Below are 17530 nucleotides of genomic sequence, written 5' to 3' on the forward strand. Positions count from 1 at the left end.
TTAAGTAAACCTAAGCGATGAGAACGCAAGCGTTCGACAAATTCGTCTGGAACGAATTTGATATGCATAATATGTAAATTTCATTTGAATTTATTATCAATCCATCAATCTAAACAACAAAATAAGCTAAAGATTTTAATTTTGCAGATATTTAGGTAATAAAACGCATTAGTGCAGGTTTTCAATACAAACATAGTCATTGTTTAAAATGAAAGATCACTATGCTATAGATTAAAAAGGCTGGATTAATCAGGTTGGCTAATAAAATTTGACGAGATTTGCAAATATTTCAACTTAACTTGCAATCATCATAGTGATCACAAGTGTTGAAACGATCTTGTTGGTCAATAATGGTATATTAATTGTTTAAGTCAATTAAATACCTTGGTAAACATACATAATTAATCGATAAGCGATATAAAACATCACCAAACCGACCAAGCAATCTAAAATAACCCACATTCTTTTTTGTTTGAATAGGGGGGTTAAAAGTCTGGCGCCGTAGCCAATACCAAAAAACCAGATAAATGAAACACAAACAGCACCGATCAGAAATGCTATTTTCTGTTCACTGGTTAATGTGCCTGCAATTCCCCCAACAATAACAACCGTATCTAAATAAACGTGTGGATTGAGTAACGTCACAGCTAAAGTCGCAAGCACGACTTTCAGTAAACTATTGTTTTTTGTATCTTGAGATTCAATTTGCATACTACTTGTGCCTTTAATCGCACTTTTTAATGCGTTAAATCCATACCATATTAAAAAAAGTGCCCCTAAAATGGCAAGAATATTGGTAATTAAAGGATTGGCACTAATAAATGTTCCGACTCCCATGATGCCAATAGACATTAAGGTAAAATCACATATAAAACAGATAGCTGACACAAAGAATATATGATTTTTTAATAAACCTTGCTTTAGTACAAATAGATTTTGTGCGCCTATAGCAATAATTAGACTACCGGAGATCATCGCTCCCCGTAATATTTCCGCCAACATAGTGTAATAATCCCTTAAATGTATTTAATTGTTATTTTGATATATTCCATCCTATTATTCAATACACTATAGCATCGTTGATATAAATTAAAGTTGATTAGGTTATATATTCGCTTTAGTGAATGCCGTTAATTGGCATTTTCCTTGATTAAAAATCAGAACAACAATGCCTATCGTCAACCAGATAATCCCCACTATTTTGGCTTGATTATCAATATGCAGTAATACCGGTATTAAGACCAAGATACCGATAATAGGCAAGCATATATCAAATATAAAAGATGAAATCCCATGGTTGAAATTCTGTTTTTTAAACTTGAAATAGCCGATCACTGAAAGGTGTAACATAATAAATGCAGTGAGTGCACCAACATCAACAAATGAAATTAAAGTTGGCAATCCTTTTGGACTGATTGCTGCAATCGCTGCCAAGGCTAAATTAAAAATTGCTGCAAATAAAATTGCGATAGTAGGTACACCGCTTTGCTTACCGACCTTTGCAAACATTGCAGGTAAGCGTTTATCTCGACCCATACTAAATAGTAAACGGCTAGAAGCAGCTTGTCCTACCATGGCAGCAAATGACGCGCCTATTGCTTTCATTAAACCTAATGCCCATCCAAGCCATAGACTTATCTCTTGGTTAACAATATTGTAAAAGGCTTTTCCTTGTAATTCTGTATGCGTTTGCAGATATTCGGGAGAGTAGGGACTGAGTAAGGAACCGACATAAATTTGAATAACAAACAGTAACCCTGCTATGAATAAACAAGTTAGGATAGCTTGACTGACTAAATTGCGTTCACCACGATTTTCTTCAGAAAAAGTTGCGATGGCGTCAAAACCTAAATACGATAATACGGCAATGGATACCGCTGTAAATAATTTTTCCCAAGTAAATAATTGTCCCCCTGTAAATGGGCTTAACCAGTCTCGTTCAATATCACTTGTTAATAATACCCAAATTCCTACAGTTAAAATCGCTAATAAAATTAAGACTTCCAGAATTAATATAACTAAAGTGATATTAATCGATTTTTTAATCCCTATTAAATTCAGTGCTGTTGTCACAATAACCGCTAAACCCGTCCATAGCCAAACAGGAATATCAGGCATGAGAGCATTAAGGGATATTCCACTAAATAAATAAGCCACAGCTGGGATAAACAAATAATCAAGCAATAATAACCAACCGACTAAAAAACCAGCATGAGGATGAATTCCCGCTGAACAGTAAGCATAAACTGATCCGGCATGGGGTAACGAATTTGCCATTCTGGCATAAGAATATGCCGTAAACCCCATAACTAATGTCGCTACTATATACACTAACGCCGTGGCGCCATCACTCGTTGCATCTAATACCCCAAATAATCCAACTGGGGCTGCGGGTCCAATAAAAAGCAATCCAAGAATGACCAGATCTCGAAATCGCATACTCTTTGTTAACTGCGGCATAACCATTCTCATATAAAATCAAAGCCTACATTCAATATGTTAATGGATGAATGGTTATACAGCTAAGATCAACTTGTTATTTATATATAACTTTTCGATCTATACGATTAATGGTGCTCTCTTATTTCATAGGTGTAACTCATTTTTGCTGTTTTACCTAACATAATTGAGGCACTACAATATTTTTCAGATGCAAGTTTTATGGCTTTTTCGACGGCTTCGTTGTCAATATTCTTACCTGTGACGACAATATGAAAGTTAATCGAGGTGTAAACTTTAGGGGAAGAATCAGCTTGAGTTTTATCGATATCAATCCACAGATCCCGTATATCTTTTTTAGCTGTTTTTAAAATAGCGACAATATCATAAGCCATGCAACCAGCAGCACCATGCAGTAATAGTTCCATTGGACGAGCACCACGATTGCGACCGCCGTGTTCAATGCCGCCATCCATGATTAAGGCATGACCGCTTGCTGTTTCGCCCATAAAACAAAATTCATCAACCCATTTTAATCGATCTTTCATGATGTACTCCTTACCATTTTAATTTTTAGAAATTTATTTTATTCATTGATTTTCTATTAAAATAAGCGATTTTTTGTCATCTGTCACTATTTGATCATGACCAAATACATTGTCATGTTAAACTTAGGTGGTCTGTCAAATATTAACCCTGTAAAACCGTACAATTTCGATGTATAACCAAATGATTATTTGAAATATTATTTAAAATCTGAATTTATGATCTCGATTTTAATGTTAGCTACTAAAACAAAAGGATGCTTTATGATACTAGAATTTATTCTGTTTCTTTGCATTGGGGCAGCAGCAGGTCTGTTAGCCGGCATGTTTGGTATCGGTGGGGGCGCTTTGATTGTGCCGGCGCTAATTTTTACACTCAACCACTTTACCGTTAATAGTGTTTGGACAAACCATATCGCTATAGCCACATCTTTAGCAACAATTATTGGGACGAGTTTGTCTTCAAGCTGGATGCATAATAAAAACCACAATATCGAGTGGTCTATTTTAAAAAGAATGGTTTTAGGTTGTATTATTGGTACTATCGGAGGATCCTACATTACGCCTTTGATACCGGGTGTTTGGTTAAAATGGATTTTTGTCATTTTCATGATTTATGTTGGTAGTCAATTTGTTTTTAAAACCCGTCAAGTTGTGCACAATCACGCTACTGAAGTGGTAAAGTTGAATACTAGTATTTATATCGCAATGGGCGGTGTTATTGGTCTTTTTGCCGCTTTAGTTGGCGTAGGTGGAGGCGTATTAGTCGTGCCTTTTCTAAAAAAATGCGGTATTGGTATGCGTAAAGCAATCGGCACATCAGCGGCTTTTACGCTACCGGTTGCCATAGCTGGCACGATAGGTTACATCATTTCTGGTTGGCATGTCATGCCTCTACCAAAATATTGCGTTGGTTTTGTTTATGTTCCTGCTGTATTAGTCATTATGCTCGCTAGTATTCCTATGGCAAAAGTGGGCCTACTAATAGCACAAAGAATTTCAGTGGATAAACTGATTAAGTTGTTTGGGATGTTCTTACTGGTATTAGCATTAAAATTAATGATTTCTTAGCGTTATACTCTGTTTTTTTGAAATGGTAAACAATTTAGTTTAGATTTTTTGTTTCTGTAAATTGTAACGTTATCTATACACTTTTATAATAAAAATATGTTATGCTTTCTCTAATTTAACTTTTATCGGGTTTTATATAAGGAAAATATAATGGCAGAAGAAACTATTTTTAGTAAAATTATCCGACATGAAATTCCTGCAGATATCGTATTTCAAGATGATAAAGTGACCGCTTTTCGAGATATCTCACCGCAAGCCCCCACTCACATTTTAATCATTCCAAACAAACTTATTCCAACTGTTAATCATGTGACTGAACAAGATGAACAGTTACTTGGACATATGATGATTGTGGCCGCTAACATTGCTAAACAAGAAGGAATTGATGAAAGTGGTTATCGATTAATCATGAATTGTAATAAAGATGCGGGACAAGAAGTCTTTCATATTCATATGCATTTATTAGGTGGAAAAAATTTGGGGCGATTAATAGGTTAATTTAATATGAGAAAAATTATAAGGTTATTAGCATTTATTGCATTTGTCAGTTTATTGGTGGGGTGTCATCTTCTTGATTCTAAAAAAACAGTCGATACTCCTCCAATTGACAATTCACCAATAGGCATTATTGAAACTCCGCCGCAAATTGTTAAAAAAACAGATTGGCGAAGTATTTTATCGCCATTTATTACTAAAATACTACAATCCTCATCAATCCCTGAAGGCAATAGAGTATTATTAATCAGTGATATACAAAATCGCACAGGTGAATTTGTCGCAAATAATCAAATTGATGAAGCGCTACACCAGTTAATGAGTAAGCAACCCATTTTTTCAGTTGTTAATAAGCAATCAATTAATCAAGCTAAACAAGCAATTGGTATTGGTTCAGATGATAAATTTGTGTCTCGAGGAAAAATGATTGGGTTAGCTAAATCAATAAATGCGCAATATGTATTGTTTACCACACTTTATCAATTACCTAATGATGATAATGGCACAGATGCTGATCTTTCAATAGAATTACTTTCTACCCAAAATGGCGAAATTTTAGAGAGAGTAACTTCAAAAGATTTTGCTCAGCCAAAGACGCAAACTAATAATAATCAAACTGAGGCAAATGAGTAATGGGACCGCTATTAATTGATTTTGAGGGGACGACCTTAACCAAAGAAGATCAAACGCTGTTACAAAATCCTTTAGTTGCGGGCATCATTTTATTTAGCCGTAATTTTCAGAATGTAGAACAATTATCAGAATTAATAAAAGAGATTCGTTCAGTATCCCCAGAACGATTATTAATTTCAGTGGATCATGAAGGGGGACGAGTTCAGCGTTTTAGACAAGGTTTTACATTAATTCCCCCTGCACAATCGTATGCGTTGCTGAATGATATTGAACAAGCAAAATCCTTAGCTTTTGATGCCGGTTGGTTGTTAGCAATGGAACTAATTGCCTTTGATATTGATTTGAGTTATGCGCCCGTATTGGATTTAGGTCATGAATGTTTGGCTATCGGCTCACGTTCGTTTCATCAAGATGTCGATATCGCATACCAAATTGCATCAGCAATGATTGATGGTATGCATAGTGCTGGAATGAAAACAACCGGTAAACATTTTCCGGGGCATGGTCATGTTATTGCTGATTCTCATAAAGAAACGCCAGTTGATCATCGCAATCAATCATTAATTGAACATGATATGCAGATATTTTCCAGATTAATTGCTGATAAAAAACTTGATGCAATTATGCCTGCGCATGTTATCTATCCAGCGTTTGATGATAAACCAGCGAGCGGTTCAAGCTATTGGCTTAAAACAGTGCTTCGTCAACAATTACATTTTGGTGGTGTCATTTTCTCGGATGATTTATCGATGGAAGGTGCTTCTGTCATGGGAAATTATGCTGAGCGAGCAAAAAATGCATTAGCAGCAGGTTGTGATCTGTTGTTAGCGTGTAATAACCGTCAAGGAACTTTTGCGATTTTAGAACAATTGGAAAGTTTAGATAAACAACACTCCCTTAGATCAACCAAAGCGCAATCGCTGTTAACAAAAAACAAAATTAGCTATGACGATTTAATCAAAACAGCTGATTGGCAAAATCGATATAATAATTTGATGAAACTAAACGAAAAATGGGCGGATTATAATGCAAATAGCCATCCTTGAAATTGATCATAATAAACGACTGATAGCATATAATGACAAGGCTAAAGCGTTACTTTCATCGACTTTGTTAACGTTACAACAACCTTTTGACTATCAGGCAATATTTCATCTGGATAAGACGCAAGGTGTTGATGAGCTAGATGATACTATTATTGTACTTAATGCACAGTATTATCTGTTGCAAAAAGTTAATGAAACATCAAAAACTATTTTTATCATTCAACCTATAGAATATCTTAAAAAAAGATTATCCAAAATTCATGTTGTGGCAAGTCAGGCTTTTGATATTTTTGCGACCCAAAGTAATGCCATGCAAAAATTAATTGCCCAAGCTAAAGCGTTTTCGATGCAACGTGAACCGTTATTAATCTCGGGAGAAACAGGTACTGGTAAAGATCTGCTTGCTTATGCCTGTCATCAATACAGTCCTCGAGGGGAGCAAACTTTTCTAGCGTTAAATTGTGCTGCAATGCCAGATGAAGTGGTTGAAAGCGAACTTTACGGTCATGCTGCAGGGGCTTACCCAGGGGTAATAGAAAGTAAAAAAGGTTTTTTTGAACAGGCTAATGGCGGATCGGTTCTACTTGATGGTATTGATGAAATGTCTTTTCAAATGCAGACCAAGTTATTACGTTTCATTAATGATGGCTATTTTCGTCGGGTTGGTGATGATAACGAGGTGTATGTTGATGTACGTATTATTTGTGCCACAAAAGTTGATTTAGCCGATTTAGTCGAACAAGGAAAATTTAGAAAAGATCTCTATTATCGGCTCAATGTGCTTTCATTACATCTTCCTTCATTACGCGAACGCAAAGAAGACATTGCTCCGCTAACCATGATGTTTGTCAATGAATTTGCCGATAAACAAGGCATACCTGCTCCTTATGTCGATAATGAAGTTTTTGACTATTTAGCCCGCTACTCATGGCCAGGGAATGTAAGACAACTAAAAAATATTCTGTATTGCGCTCTATCTCAGTTGACATCAACTAAATTGACCGTCAATGATATTGAGTTACCAGTGCAAACTTCATCAAGAATATCTAGCATTGATAATATCGAAAATAAGACATTAGATGAAATGACCAAACAGTTTGAAAAAGAGATTTTATTACAGTTATACGATAAATATCCAAGTTCTCGTAAACTGGCGAAACGGTTAGGCGTATCACATACGGCAATCGCCAATAAATTACGGGATTATGGTATGAATCGATGATTAATTTTGAAAAAAATCCAATTGAAAAATAACGATTGATTTGTTTTATAAGACAAAATTGTTGAACTATTTATTATGGAAAACTGACGAGACAATAAAGAATGATTGAATGCTTCAAACGCCTTAATCGATATAGAAATTTTCTAATTAAAAAGATTAAGAATAATCTTAAAACAAATCAACTTAACAAACGAAAATTAAATCAAACCGTTTTTGATGCTGAAAAATATCACTCATTATTAATAGTCATGTGCGATTTTGGTATTGGTGATGCAATCGTTGCATCTTTTCTTATTAATGAATTAAGACAGAAAAATTATCAAGTGAATGTTGTTGTGGATGAACGGTTAAGCTTTTTATTTAATGGTTTTATTGAAGTCGATAATGCTTACTTTTTTAATAAAAAAGAGATAAAAAAATTTTGCAAAACCGAAAAAAATATCAAGATAGATCTTGCCATTGATCTTTATGATGAAGGTGATAATAGTCTTAGAAGAGTTGAACTTATCTCATCTTTTGACCCGACGCATACCATAGGGTTTAATCAATCTAAATTCTTACAATATGATACTTCAATTGTTTTTAACGAGGTGAACGCTCATATCACTCAACGAAGCTGTAAAATTCTAGATCTTCTGAAAATTAGTTATAATTGTGTTCAATATCATCTCAATATTTATCATGATGAATTATTAACAGCCAAAAAGTTTATTGACGAAGTGTGTAATGGATCGGATAAATTTATTATTGTTTTTAATCCGTTTGGATCGTCTGAAACGAAAAGTTTTTCACATGAACAAATAAAAAGAATTAACGCTTTTCTATCACAACAAACAAATTGTACTACCATTATTGTTGGGGAACAGAAGCAAATTTGTGCTATTGATGAATTACCGAATATTCATCTCAATAGAAATCCATCTTTTATTATGGCATCAGCGCTTGTTTCGCTATGTCATTTAGTCATCAGTGTGGATACATCAGTTGTGCATGTTGCATCAACTTTTAATAAACCAATGATAGCCGTTTATAATAATCGTTTTAATGCTGGTTTTAATCTGAATAAAGTTTGGGCACCTATCGGCACGAACGCTAAACTTTTATTTACACAACAAAACAAGATTACAAAGGCAGGTGATCCGATTGCTGAATTAGATATCCAATTGATTATCGAACAGATTAAAGAAACATTAAAAAGTTTCAGACCTTTGGTGTAATTTAAGCGTAGGATAATTTACGCTATCGATAATCGTTTAAATTTAGGTCATGTTGGTTGAAATTGTTAAGTAAATGAATCAATTTTTATACAAACGAACTTCAAAAATCAATATTTACCAACTTTCATTCCCAATTCAGTGACTAATAGTATAAACTTACCGCCATCCAATATTGAGTTTGGAATTATTAGTTAACTTTTTTATAAAAATAATGTTGACCAGTTATCAATTATTAAATATAACACTGTAATAAAATTTAAGTATTAAGAGTCAATAAAATCGTTGTGTCGTGAAATAATCTAAAAATCTTTAGTAGAGTGTGATTTCTATAGATTGGCATAAAAAAATACAGAATGTTGAATTAAAAATTATAATTGAAATAAGGCATTTTGTTTTAAATAATTGGCTATAAACTAAATAATATTAGAAAATTCCAAGTTTGGTTGTGCTTTGAAGACTGATTTTGGTGTTTAATCATGACTGATGTTATTTGACATATGATTGATAAGCTCACTTTAAACGTTATATTATAATGTTAAACGATACAGTATAGAAAAATGGGATCAGCTTTGTGATAAATGGCACTTGTATGATCTGTATCCCTTTTTTTGCGTGATTAAAATATATCAAACCTTTAACTAAAATATTAGCTAATTTTACCAAACGAATAATTGAATGTTTCAACCCAATTGCAAAATAGTACGTAATATAGTGATTAGAAAGTTAGAAAAGCAGTAAATTGTCAATGCTTTTAACGTTCTAATGTAAGCATGTAATGTAGCAACCCATTTAATTGATAGCGTTTATTAAATTACGAATTGTAATGGCTGGAAAAATTCAAATTAATACATGGGGTAATATTAATTATGAGTTATCTTAAAGAGTTACAGAGAAAAGTTAATAAATATAAAACAAAATACAAAGTTAATGATAAGAAAATTGCGCTTAAATTAATTTGGTGGAACATTGTTCAAATAATTAGTTTAAAAACCAGTAAAGATAAAATATCTAAGAAAAATCTAAATAAAATAGCCCTAATTTTATCAGGGGGTATTGGTGATATTTTAATTGGTTTTAATTACGCTTGTTATTTACGAGAATATTTAAAACCTAACAACATTATTATCGATATTTTTGTTAATAATGCTGGTATGGTGAAATCTTTAGATGGTGGGGCTGAATTTAATATTTTTCCCGTTTTAGAACCAATAAATGATAAATATCTGTTGAAAATAGGATTAGTTAGATACCCACAAATTTTAGAAAATAACCTTATTTATTCAAAGCATTCCAAAAATAAAAAATTGCTTAAACTTATTGACGTTTACAAAGATTTTTACAAGAAAAATACCCGTTTTTTTGATTACTTACCTTTTATGGACGGCATGACTAATCAGTTTTCGCTTATCAATGGACATAAAAGAATACAACAACCTGATATTGCTAATTTATTAAATATTAGTCGTAATTTTAAGTATACCCCTAAAATATTTCACGAAAACCGAATATTAAACAATTTAAGGCTCAAGCCAGGTAAATATATCACTATCAACAGGGGCGTTGATAATCAAGGTAATGTGATTGAGTCCACTAAACTGTGGAGCTTACACAATTATAATGCTTTAGTAAATCTTATTAAAATCAATTATCCAAATTATAAAATTGTTCAATTAGGCGCATCAACCGATCGATGTCAACTGATTGATAATGTTGATATAAACTTGGTTGGCGAAACATCATTAGATGCCCTTAAAGTATTACTTAAGCATTCTGTACTACATATTGATAGTGAAGGGGGAATGGTACATTTAAGAAAGGCTTTAAATGGAGGGGTATCTGTCGTGATTTTTGGGCCTACCTCTGCCGATTTTTATGGATATGCTGACAATATTAATATTGCTTCTAAAGCTTGCCCATTTAGTTGCGAATGGTTAAATGAAACATGGGCAAAAACTTGCATCAATAGTCTCAACAACCATATCTGCATGAAATCTATAGATACAAATTTTGTTTTTGAACAAGTCAAAAAATTTTTAAAGCATGATGAAAGTATAAATTAATTATTATCAATAGTCGCTTTATTGGAAAGGTCAAAGACTAAACTAGCATAGTTAAATAACACGATTGTTTACTCAAGTTATAAATATAATTACTTATTTATTCAGTTTTTTTGCTATAAAAATAATTTTAATTATTAGAAATTTTTCTAAAAATTTTCCTTTATTTTAGGGTATAATACCCCGCCCAAAAGCTAGGTTAATGTAAATATATTTTAATATTGAAACTATATGAGTAAATAAGAAATCAATTATGAACTATTTTGATAAATTACAGCAAAAAGTTAACAAATATAAATCACTTTATTCCAATAAGTATAAAAAAGCTGCAATCAAATTGTTGTGGTGGAATTTGTGTAAACTTTTTGACTTTAAATCAAACAAGCAAAAATTTGATCCGATTACTAATGAACCCTATGAAATTGAATATCGGTTAGATCGTTTATCTTTTTTCATTACAGGGGGAATCGGTGATATCTTAATTAATCTTAATTACTGTAGTTATCTCTTAGATTATTTGAAAGATGAAATTAAAACTATCGATATTTTCGTAAAGAATACCAAATTAGTTAAAGAATTGATTGGGGAATCAGTTTTTAATATCTATCATAAAGATGAGTGGAATCAAGATCGAGTAGCTTACTTACTTGATTTTAAAATAGATCGTTTTCCACTAATAGTTAAAAATAATTTAGTTTTACTCCCGTCAAATGTAAATTTGAAATTAAAAAAATTGGTTAAATTGTATGAAGAATTTTATCGAATAAATGGTAAAATTGTGTACGATCCACCTAAAATTGACTCATTAAGTATTCAGTATTCTATAATCAATAATCAAAATAGATTGCAACAGCCAGATATTTATGGTTTTTTGAATATTGATCGCAATAATTATAAATTTTTACCAGCACTATCTGATGATGAAAAAGTTTTAAAAGATCTAAAATTAGCCGATACAAAGTTTATTACGCTTAATCGTGGGGTGGATGGGACAAATCCTCAAAGTGAATCCACAAAATTATATCCGCTTGAATACTATGATGAATTAGTCAGGCTGATAAAAACAGCGTTTCCAGAATACAAAATTGTTCAATTAGGTGTATCGACAGATAGATGTCAGTTAATTAAAGGTACGGATTTAAACTTAGTTGGAAAAACGACGTTAAATCAGTTGAAAGCTATTTTGAAAAATTCCATGTTACATATTGACGGAGAAGGTGGAATGGTTCATTTAAGAAAGTCTTTAGAAGGTGGTGTTTCAGTCGTGATTTTTGGTCCGACCTCTGCAGACTTTTATGGTTATTCAGATAATGTCAATATTTCTTCCAGTGCGTGTCCTTTAACATGCGAATGGATAAATAATAAATGGGCATCATATTGTATCAATAAAAACAACAATCATATCTGTATGAAAAGTATCAAACCAAATTCGATTTTCGAAGAAATTAAAAAAATATTGAAATAGCACAAACTGGAAATATTAATATGAATCAATTTTATTCTTACCTTGATAGATTTAGAAATACTAAAGTAACGGTCATTGGGGATATTATGTTGGATCGTTTTTTGTATGGAACGGTAGAGCGGATTTCTCCTGAAGCACCCGTACCCATTTTCAGATTGGATCATGAAGAGGTGATGTTAGGTGGTGCAGGTAATGTGGCGGCAAATTTAGCGTCTCTTGGCTGTAAACCTACTTTTTTAGGATTTGTTGGTTTAGACACAAACGGTAAGCTTGTTACTTCACTTTTAAAAAATGCAGGAAGCCATAGTCATCTTTATCGATTAAAAAATCATCCAACTATTATCAAAACACGATTCATCGCTAATCATAATCATTTACTTCGTGCTGATGCTGAAAAGCTACTTCCGTTTGTACCTGAATTACTCCCTAAATTTTCTAAGTTAGTCAAGCAAGCCATTAAGATGACCGATATTGTTTTGTTATCGGATTACAATAAAGGTATTTTTAATCAAGAAACCACTCAGATGATTATTAATCTTTGTAATAAGTTTAATATTCCAGTTATTGTTGATCCAAAAGGTAATGATTATTCTAAGTATCGTGGTGCGACATTAATTAAGCCAAATATCAAAGAATTTTTTGATGCAACAGGTATTAAACTCAATCCTGATAGTCCACAATTTGATGATGAATTGAAACAAGGTGCTGATATTTTCTTAAAACAATATGGTATTAAAAATATTATTGTGACCTTAAGTGAATATGGAATGGCTTATATTTCATGTGAAAATAAAAATTTCATTGTCAAAATACCAACAGAAGCTAAAGAAGTTTTCGATGTTTCTGGTGCGGGGGATACCTCTTTAGCCACATTAGGTATTGCTTTAGGTGCAAAAGCACCAATTGCCGAAGCGATGCAATTAGCCAATATTGCATCAGGAATTGTGGTTGGAAAATTAGGCACAGCCACTGTTTCTTTTAATGAGTTAAAAGCAAAATTAACGACAAAAAAATGTGAAATTAAGTGTACTCGAACAAATAAAATTATCAGTTTATCCGATGCTAAGCCAATTATTGATGAATTAAAAAAACAAGGTAAAAAAATTGGATTTACAAATGGCTGTTTTGATTTGTTACATTTAGGGCATTTAAGTTCTTTGCAACAAGCTAAAAATGTTTGTGATATTCTCATTGTGGGAGTGAACTCAGACGATTCGATAAAAAAATATAAAGGTGCTGATAGACCTATTCAAGATCAAAACACTCGAGCCACGTTACTGGCTTCACTCGAATTTGTTGATTATGTCATCGTATTTAGTGAAGATAATGCGTGTCATATTGTTGAAGAACTTCGACCTGATGTGATTGCGAAAGAAGGCTACACCATTGATAATTGGCCTGAAGCGCAAAAAGTAGTCAGTTATGGTGGTGAGGCCATTATTCTTGAACGTATAGAAGGTTATTCAACCTCTCAGTTAGTCGCTAAATGTAAAAAATAATCGACGATTGGGTGATCTAAATGCATATCGAGCAGATATGCATTTTTTTTGATGCAAAGATTCTATTCTATTTTCAATTAACGAAGTTTTATTGTAGGAATAATTAATTAAGACTCTTTTAAGCATTTATTAAACTAACGAGACATCGTTATTTGTAGTATAATACCTATTATTTTGATAATTTTTAATTAACTTTATGTCGGACAAATATACCTCTTGGAAAACACTTAGACTGCTTTGGCCTTTTGTTGCACCATACAAAAAAGCATTAATTGCGGCCGTGTTTGGATTGCTATTAAATGCCGCTACTGATGCTACGCTAATTTCTCTTACAAAACCGTTATTGGATCATGGTTTAATGGGAAAAAATTATTCGTTATTGATGATCATTGCTGGATCGATCATTGGTTTAATACTGTTAAGAGGATTGTCAAACTACGCATCGACCTACTGTCTATCGTGGTTGTCGGGCAAAGTTGTCACCAAATTTAGGCAGTTAATCTTCAATCATCTTGTTAAAAGCCCCGTTAGCTTCCATGATAAGAGTTCTGTGGGTGACCTTGTGTCAGTTATCACATTCAATACACAACTCTTATCCAAAGCTTCATCTGATGCATTAATTATCTTGGTTCGAGAAATTACCTACGCCATTGGGCTTTGTTGTGTCATGTTTTATGGTAGTTGGAAATTAGCATTAGTGCTATTTATCATTGTTCCTTTAATCATTTTTATCGCACAATTTATTGCCAAAAAATTTAGAGAAACCATTAAATCGATGCAAAAAGGGATGGGTGAAATTACCACCGCTGCCGATGAAATGTTAAACGGTCATAAAGAGGTATTAATATTTAATGCCAAGGATTACGAAAAACGTAATTTTAGCCAGATAACGGATACTGTGCGACGTGGCGTATTAAAAATTGAATTTGTTTCAAGATTGTCAACACCAATCATCCAGTTGATTGCAACTTTAGGTTTAGGGGGCATCTTGTATCTGGTTGCCAGTGAAAGTTTGGATATCACGCCTGGATCTTTTACCGTTGTATTTTCTGCTATGGTTGCGGTTATGCGCCCACTTCGTGAATTAACCAGTTTACATGTTGAATTACAAAAAGGTGCGGTAGCTTGTGAATCATTATTTGGGATCTTAAATTCACCATTAGAAGAAGATGAAGGTAAAATTGAGAAAGATAAAGTTAATGGTAATATAGAGTTTAGACATGTTACCTATACTTATCCTACTCGAAATACACCCTCACTCAATGATATCAGTTTTACGATAAAAGCGGGGCAAACGGTTGCATTAGTTGGACGGTCTGGAGCCGGTAAATCTACCATAGCCAGTTTAATTCCTCGTTTTTATGATGTAACAAACGGCGAAATTCTGTTAGATTCGATTAATATAAAAGATTACACATTAAAATCATTACGAAGCCAGATTGGATATGTATCGCAACGCGTGCATTTATTCAATGGAACAATAGCCGATAATATTGCTTATGGAGAGAAAGGAAAACATTCTCAAGAAGCCATTATGCACGCTGCAAAATTAGCAAATGCTTTAGAGTTTATTGACAAATTAGAACAAGGTATTAATACTGAAATTGGTGATAACGGCGTATTGCTATCAGGAGGGCAGCGACAACGGATTGCAATTGCCAGAGTTCTGTTACGTAATAACCCGATTTTAATTTTAGATGAAGCGACTTCAGCATTAGATAATGAATCCGAACGATTGGTACAGGAAGCGATTGAAATTTTGCAAAAAAATCGTACATCTATCATTATTGCTCATCGATTATCAACCATTGAAAAAGCCGATCGAATTTTAGTTATTGATGAGGGAAAAATCGTTGAAGATGGCGATCATGAATCACTTTTAGCGCTGAATGGTATTTATTCTCAAATGCATAAAATGCAATTTAATGCGTAATATCATTAATTTATTTATGAAGAACAATATGACTAAAAAACATCAACAAGAAAAGCATGATCTCGATAAAGATTCATCAACATGGCAAACGTTTTTGAAACTGTGGCCATATATTATTGAGCATAAACTCATTTTATTTGTCTCTGTATTATTACTTTTCTTAAGTGCATTTGCCGATACATCACTCATTGCAATATTAAAACCCCTTTTAGATAGAGGGTTTAGTGATGGTGATAAAAGTTTTTTACTTATGGCTCCCCTCTATATTTTTGGGTTGGTTTTATTACGAGGTATCGCTAACTACGGCTATTCGGTTTCGTTAGCATTTATCTCTGGAAAAATTGTCATGCGGATTAGACAAAGGTTATTTAACCATTTTGTCGATGCGCCGGTTAGTTATTACGATCAAAATTCGAATGGTCGATTATTGTCTCGTATAACTTACGATACCGATCAGGTAGCCTCGTCATCATCCGATGCTTTAATTATCATTATTCGGGAATCAGCGTTTATTTGTGGATTATTTTATACGATGTTTTATAACAGTTGGCAATTATCATTGTCACTGATCATCATTACTCCCATTGTTATTGGTTTAATTACGTTTATTTCTGTGAAATTCCGACGATTAGCTAAAAATATGCAAAATTCAATGGGTAATGTCACCATGTCTGTTGAACAAATGTTAAAAGGACATCGTGAGATCATCGTATTTGGTGCACAAGACGAAGAGTCGAACAATTTTGTTAAAATAAGTAATAAGTTTCGTCGTGACGGTATGAGACTTGTCTCTATTTCAGCGCTCTCTACCCCAATTGTTCAGTTAGTTATTTCATTTGCAATTGCTTTTGTTTTATTAACGGCAAGTAATCCAGATTTAAATATCACAGCGGGTGAGTTTACGGTTGTTTTTTCTTCCTTAGTTGCGCTTATGCAACCTATTAAAAGTTTGACTAGTGTGAATGCGAGTTTTCAAAAAGGTATGGCGGCATGTCAAACACTCTTTTCCATTTTGGAGCAACCTGTCGAAAAAGACACGGGTAAACTTAACATTGAACGTGTAAAAGGGGATATTGAATTTAAGCATGTTAGTTTTGGGTATGAAACCCGACAACAACTTGCGATCCAAGATATTAGCTTTACTGTTTCGGCAGGAAAAACCGTGGCTTTTGTTGGGCGTTCGGGTTCAGGGAAAACGACGATCACAAATTTACTGACACGTTTTTATGATATTTCTGAAGGTGAAATATTGATTGACGGACATAACATTCAAGACTTAACTCTATTTTGTTTAAGAAACCAAATTGGATTAGTTTCGCAAAATGTTTTTCTGTTTAATGATACCATTGCCAATAATATTGCATATGGTCGACTTGATCAGTATTCACAAGCTGAAATAGAAGCAGCCGCTAAAAAGGCTTTCGCTTATGATTTTATTATGAATTTTGAAAAAGGTTTTGACACCAAAGTTGGGGAAAGTGGCGTATTATTATCAGGTGGTCAACGCCAGCGGATCGCTATTGCAAGAGCATTATTGCGTGACAACCCTATTTTAATCTTAGATGAAGCGACTTCTGCATTAGATACGGAATCTGAACGTGCCATTCAAAAAGCGTTAGATGAATTACAAAAAGGCCGAACATCTTTAGTGATTGCACATCGACTCTCAACGATTGAAAATGCCGATGAGATTCTAGTCATTGATGATGGACATATTATCGAGCAAGGTAATCACGCAGCTTTATTAGAGAAAAAAGGAATATACTTTAATTTATATACAGGTAAACAATTCCAATAAATTAAGTGAACGCAAACTATAATCAAAAGCTGTATTAGTCAAACCGGAAAAGTCGCTACTATTGGATTTTTGAGGGTAAAAAGAATAATTGCAAGATATTTAATTTAAAA

Annotated in this window: 14 protein-coding genes; 11 read left to right on the forward strand and 3 right to left on the reverse strand. The window is 33.2% G+C overall.

Annotated elements, in window-relative coordinates; genetic code table 11:
• Positions 1 to 375: 375 nt before the first annotated feature.
• The 3 genes from J3U35_RS10170 to J3U35_RS10180 all read right to left on the reverse strand — a co-directional run bounded on the left by J3U35_RS10170 (position 376) and on the right by J3U35_RS10180 (position 2987).
• Entirely contained in the window at positions 376 to 1002 is a 627-nt protein-coding gene (locus tag J3U35_RS10170; RefSeq protein WP_267361149.1) for a LysE/ArgO family amino acid transporter, read from the reverse strand.
• Positions 1003 to 1104: 102 nt separating this feature from the next.
• Positions 1105 to 2460, reverse strand: coding sequence for an APC family permease (locus tag J3U35_RS10175; RefSeq protein ID WP_267361151.1), 1356 nt, complete (start codon positions 2458 to 2460; stop codon positions 1105 to 1107).
• Positions 2461 to 2567: 107 nt separating this feature from the next.
• Complete coding sequence (locus tag J3U35_RS10180; RefSeq protein WP_267361153.1) at positions 2568 to 2987, reverse strand: OsmC family protein; 420 nt, start codon at positions 2985 to 2987, stop codon at positions 2568 to 2570.
• Between the two features lie 261 nt (positions 2988 to 3248).
• Here J3U35_RS10180 and J3U35_RS10185 point away from each other — a divergent pair, with 261 nt between their 5' ends.
• The 11 genes from J3U35_RS10185 to msbA (J3U35_RS10235) all read left to right on the forward strand — a co-directional run bounded on the left by J3U35_RS10185 (position 3249) and on the right by msbA (J3U35_RS10235) (position 17420).
• Complete coding sequence (locus J3U35_RS10185; protein ID WP_267361155.1) at positions 3249 to 4055, forward strand: sulfite exporter TauE/SafE family protein; 807 nt, start codon at positions 3249 to 3251, stop codon at positions 4053 to 4055.
• Between the two features lie 150 nt (positions 4056 to 4205).
• Positions 4206 to 4553, forward strand: coding sequence for an HIT domain-containing protein (locus J3U35_RS10190; RefSeq protein ID WP_267361157.1), 348 nt, complete (start codon positions 4206 to 4208; stop codon positions 4551 to 4553).
• Positions 4554 to 4559: 6 nt separating this feature from the next.
• Positions 4560 to 5183, forward strand: a complete 624-nt coding sequence (locus J3U35_RS10195; RefSeq protein ID WP_267361159.1) for a hypothetical protein — start codon at positions 4560 to 4562, stop codon at positions 5181 to 5183.
• On the forward strand, positions 5183 to 6229 hold the full coding sequence (nagZ, locus tag J3U35_RS10200) for a beta-N-acetylhexosaminidase (protein ID WP_267361161.1): 1047 nt from the start codon (positions 5183 to 5185) through the stop codon (positions 6227 to 6229). Before J3U35_RS10195 ends, nagZ begins: the two co-directional genes overlap by 1 nt.
• The gene (locus tag J3U35_RS10205; RefSeq protein WP_267361163.1) at positions 6210 to 7451 is read left to right on the forward strand and encodes a sigma 54-interacting transcriptional regulator; all 1242 of its coding nucleotides are present in this window, start codon (positions 6210 to 6212) and stop codon (positions 7449 to 7451) included. Before nagZ ends, J3U35_RS10205 begins: the two co-directional genes overlap by 20 nt.
• A 101-nt stretch (positions 7452 to 7552) precedes the next feature.
• On the forward strand, positions 7553 to 8668 hold the full coding sequence (locus J3U35_RS10210; RefSeq protein ID WP_267361165.1) for a glycosyltransferase family 9 protein: 1116 nt from the start codon (positions 7553 to 7555) through the stop codon (positions 8666 to 8668).
• 866 nt (positions 8669 to 9534) lie between these two features.
• The gene (locus J3U35_RS10215; protein ID WP_267351280.1) at positions 9535 to 10728 is read left to right on the forward strand and encodes a glycosyltransferase family 9 protein; all 1194 of its coding nucleotides are present in this window, start codon (positions 9535 to 9537) and stop codon (positions 10726 to 10728) included.
• Between the two features lie 250 nt (positions 10729 to 10978).
• The gene (locus tag J3U35_RS10220; RefSeq protein ID WP_267351281.1) at positions 10979 to 12190 is read left to right on the forward strand and encodes a glycosyltransferase family 9 protein; all 1212 of its coding nucleotides are present in this window, start codon (positions 10979 to 10981) and stop codon (positions 12188 to 12190) included.
• Positions 12191 to 12210: 20 nt separating this feature from the next.
• Positions 12211 to 13689 carry a D-glycero-beta-D-manno-heptose-7-phosphate kinase gene (gene rfaE1 / locus J3U35_RS10225; protein ID WP_267351283.1) on the forward strand — a complete coding sequence of 493 codons (1479 nt, stop codon included), beginning with the start codon at positions 12211 to 12213 and terminating at the stop codon, positions 13687 to 13689.
• Positions 13690 to 13885: 196 nt separating this feature from the next.
• The gene (gene msbA / locus J3U35_RS10230; RefSeq protein WP_267361167.1) at positions 13886 to 15622 is read left to right on the forward strand and encodes a lipid A export permease/ATP-binding protein MsbA; all 1737 of its coding nucleotides are present in this window, start codon (positions 13886 to 13888) and stop codon (positions 15620 to 15622) included.
• Between the two features lie 28 nt (positions 15623 to 15650).
• Positions 15651 to 17420: a lipid A ABC transporter ATP-binding protein/permease MsbA gene (gene msbA, locus J3U35_RS10235; protein WP_267351286.1), complete on the forward strand. Its 1770-nt coding sequence runs from the start codon at positions 15651 to 15653 to the stop codon at positions 17418 to 17420.
• The last annotated feature ends 110 nt before the right edge of the window (positions 17421 to 17530 follow it).

This window comes from Gilliamella sp. B2717, from assembly GCF_026536675.1.
Classification (GTDB): domain Bacteria; phylum Pseudomonadota; class Gammaproteobacteria; order Enterobacterales; family Orbaceae; genus Gilliamella; species Gilliamella apicola_I.

Excerpts from the sequence above, each read along its gene's own strand:
- J3U35_RS10175 (WP_267361151.1), bottom strand. The coding sequence starts at position 2,460 with ATGCCGCAGTTAACAAAGAGTATGCGATTTCGAGATCTGGTCATTCTT.
- msbA (WP_267361167.1), top strand. The coding sequence starts at position 13,886 with ATGTCGGACAAATATACCTCTTGGAAAACACTTAGACTGCTTTGGCCT.
- J3U35_RS10220 (WP_267351281.1), top strand. The coding sequence starts at position 10,979 with ATGAACTATTTTGATAAATTACAGCAAAAAGTTAACAAATATAAATCA.
- J3U35_RS10205 (WP_267361163.1), top strand. The coding sequence starts at position 6,210 with ATGCAAATAGCCATCCTTGAAATTGATCATAATAAACGACTGATAGCA.
- J3U35_RS10180 (WP_267361153.1), bottom strand. The coding sequence starts at position 2,987 with ATGAAAGATCGATTAAAATGGGTTGATGAATTTTGTTTTATGGGCGAA.
- nagZ (WP_267361161.1), top strand. The coding sequence starts at position 5,183 with ATGGGACCGCTATTAATTGATTTTGAGGGGACGACCTTAACCAAAGAA.
- J3U35_RS10190 (WP_267361157.1), top strand. The coding sequence starts at position 4,206 with ATGGCAGAAGAAACTATTTTTAGTAAAATTATCCGACATGAAATTCCT.
- J3U35_RS10210 (WP_267361165.1), top strand. The coding sequence starts at position 7,553 with ATGATTGAATGCTTCAAACGCCTTAATCGATATAGAAATTTTCTAATT.
- J3U35_RS10195 (WP_267361159.1), top strand. The coding sequence starts at position 4,560 with ATGAGAAAAATTATAAGGTTATTAGCATTTATTGCATTTGTCAGTTTA.
- msbA (WP_267351286.1), top strand. The coding sequence starts at position 15,651 with ATGACTAAAAAACATCAACAAGAAAAGCATGATCTCGATAAAGATTCA.
- rfaE1 (WP_267351283.1), top strand. The coding sequence starts at position 12,211 with ATGAATCAATTTTATTCTTACCTTGATAGATTTAGAAATACTAAAGTA.
- J3U35_RS10185 (WP_267361155.1), top strand. The coding sequence starts at position 3,249 with ATGATACTAGAATTTATTCTGTTTCTTTGCATTGGGGCAGCAGCAGGT.
- J3U35_RS10215 (WP_267351280.1), top strand. The coding sequence starts at position 9,535 with ATGAGTTATCTTAAAGAGTTACAGAGAAAAGTTAATAAATATAAAACA.
- J3U35_RS10170 (WP_267361149.1), bottom strand. The coding sequence starts at position 1,002 with ATGTTGGCGGAAATATTACGGGGAGCGATGATCTCCGGTAGTCTAATT.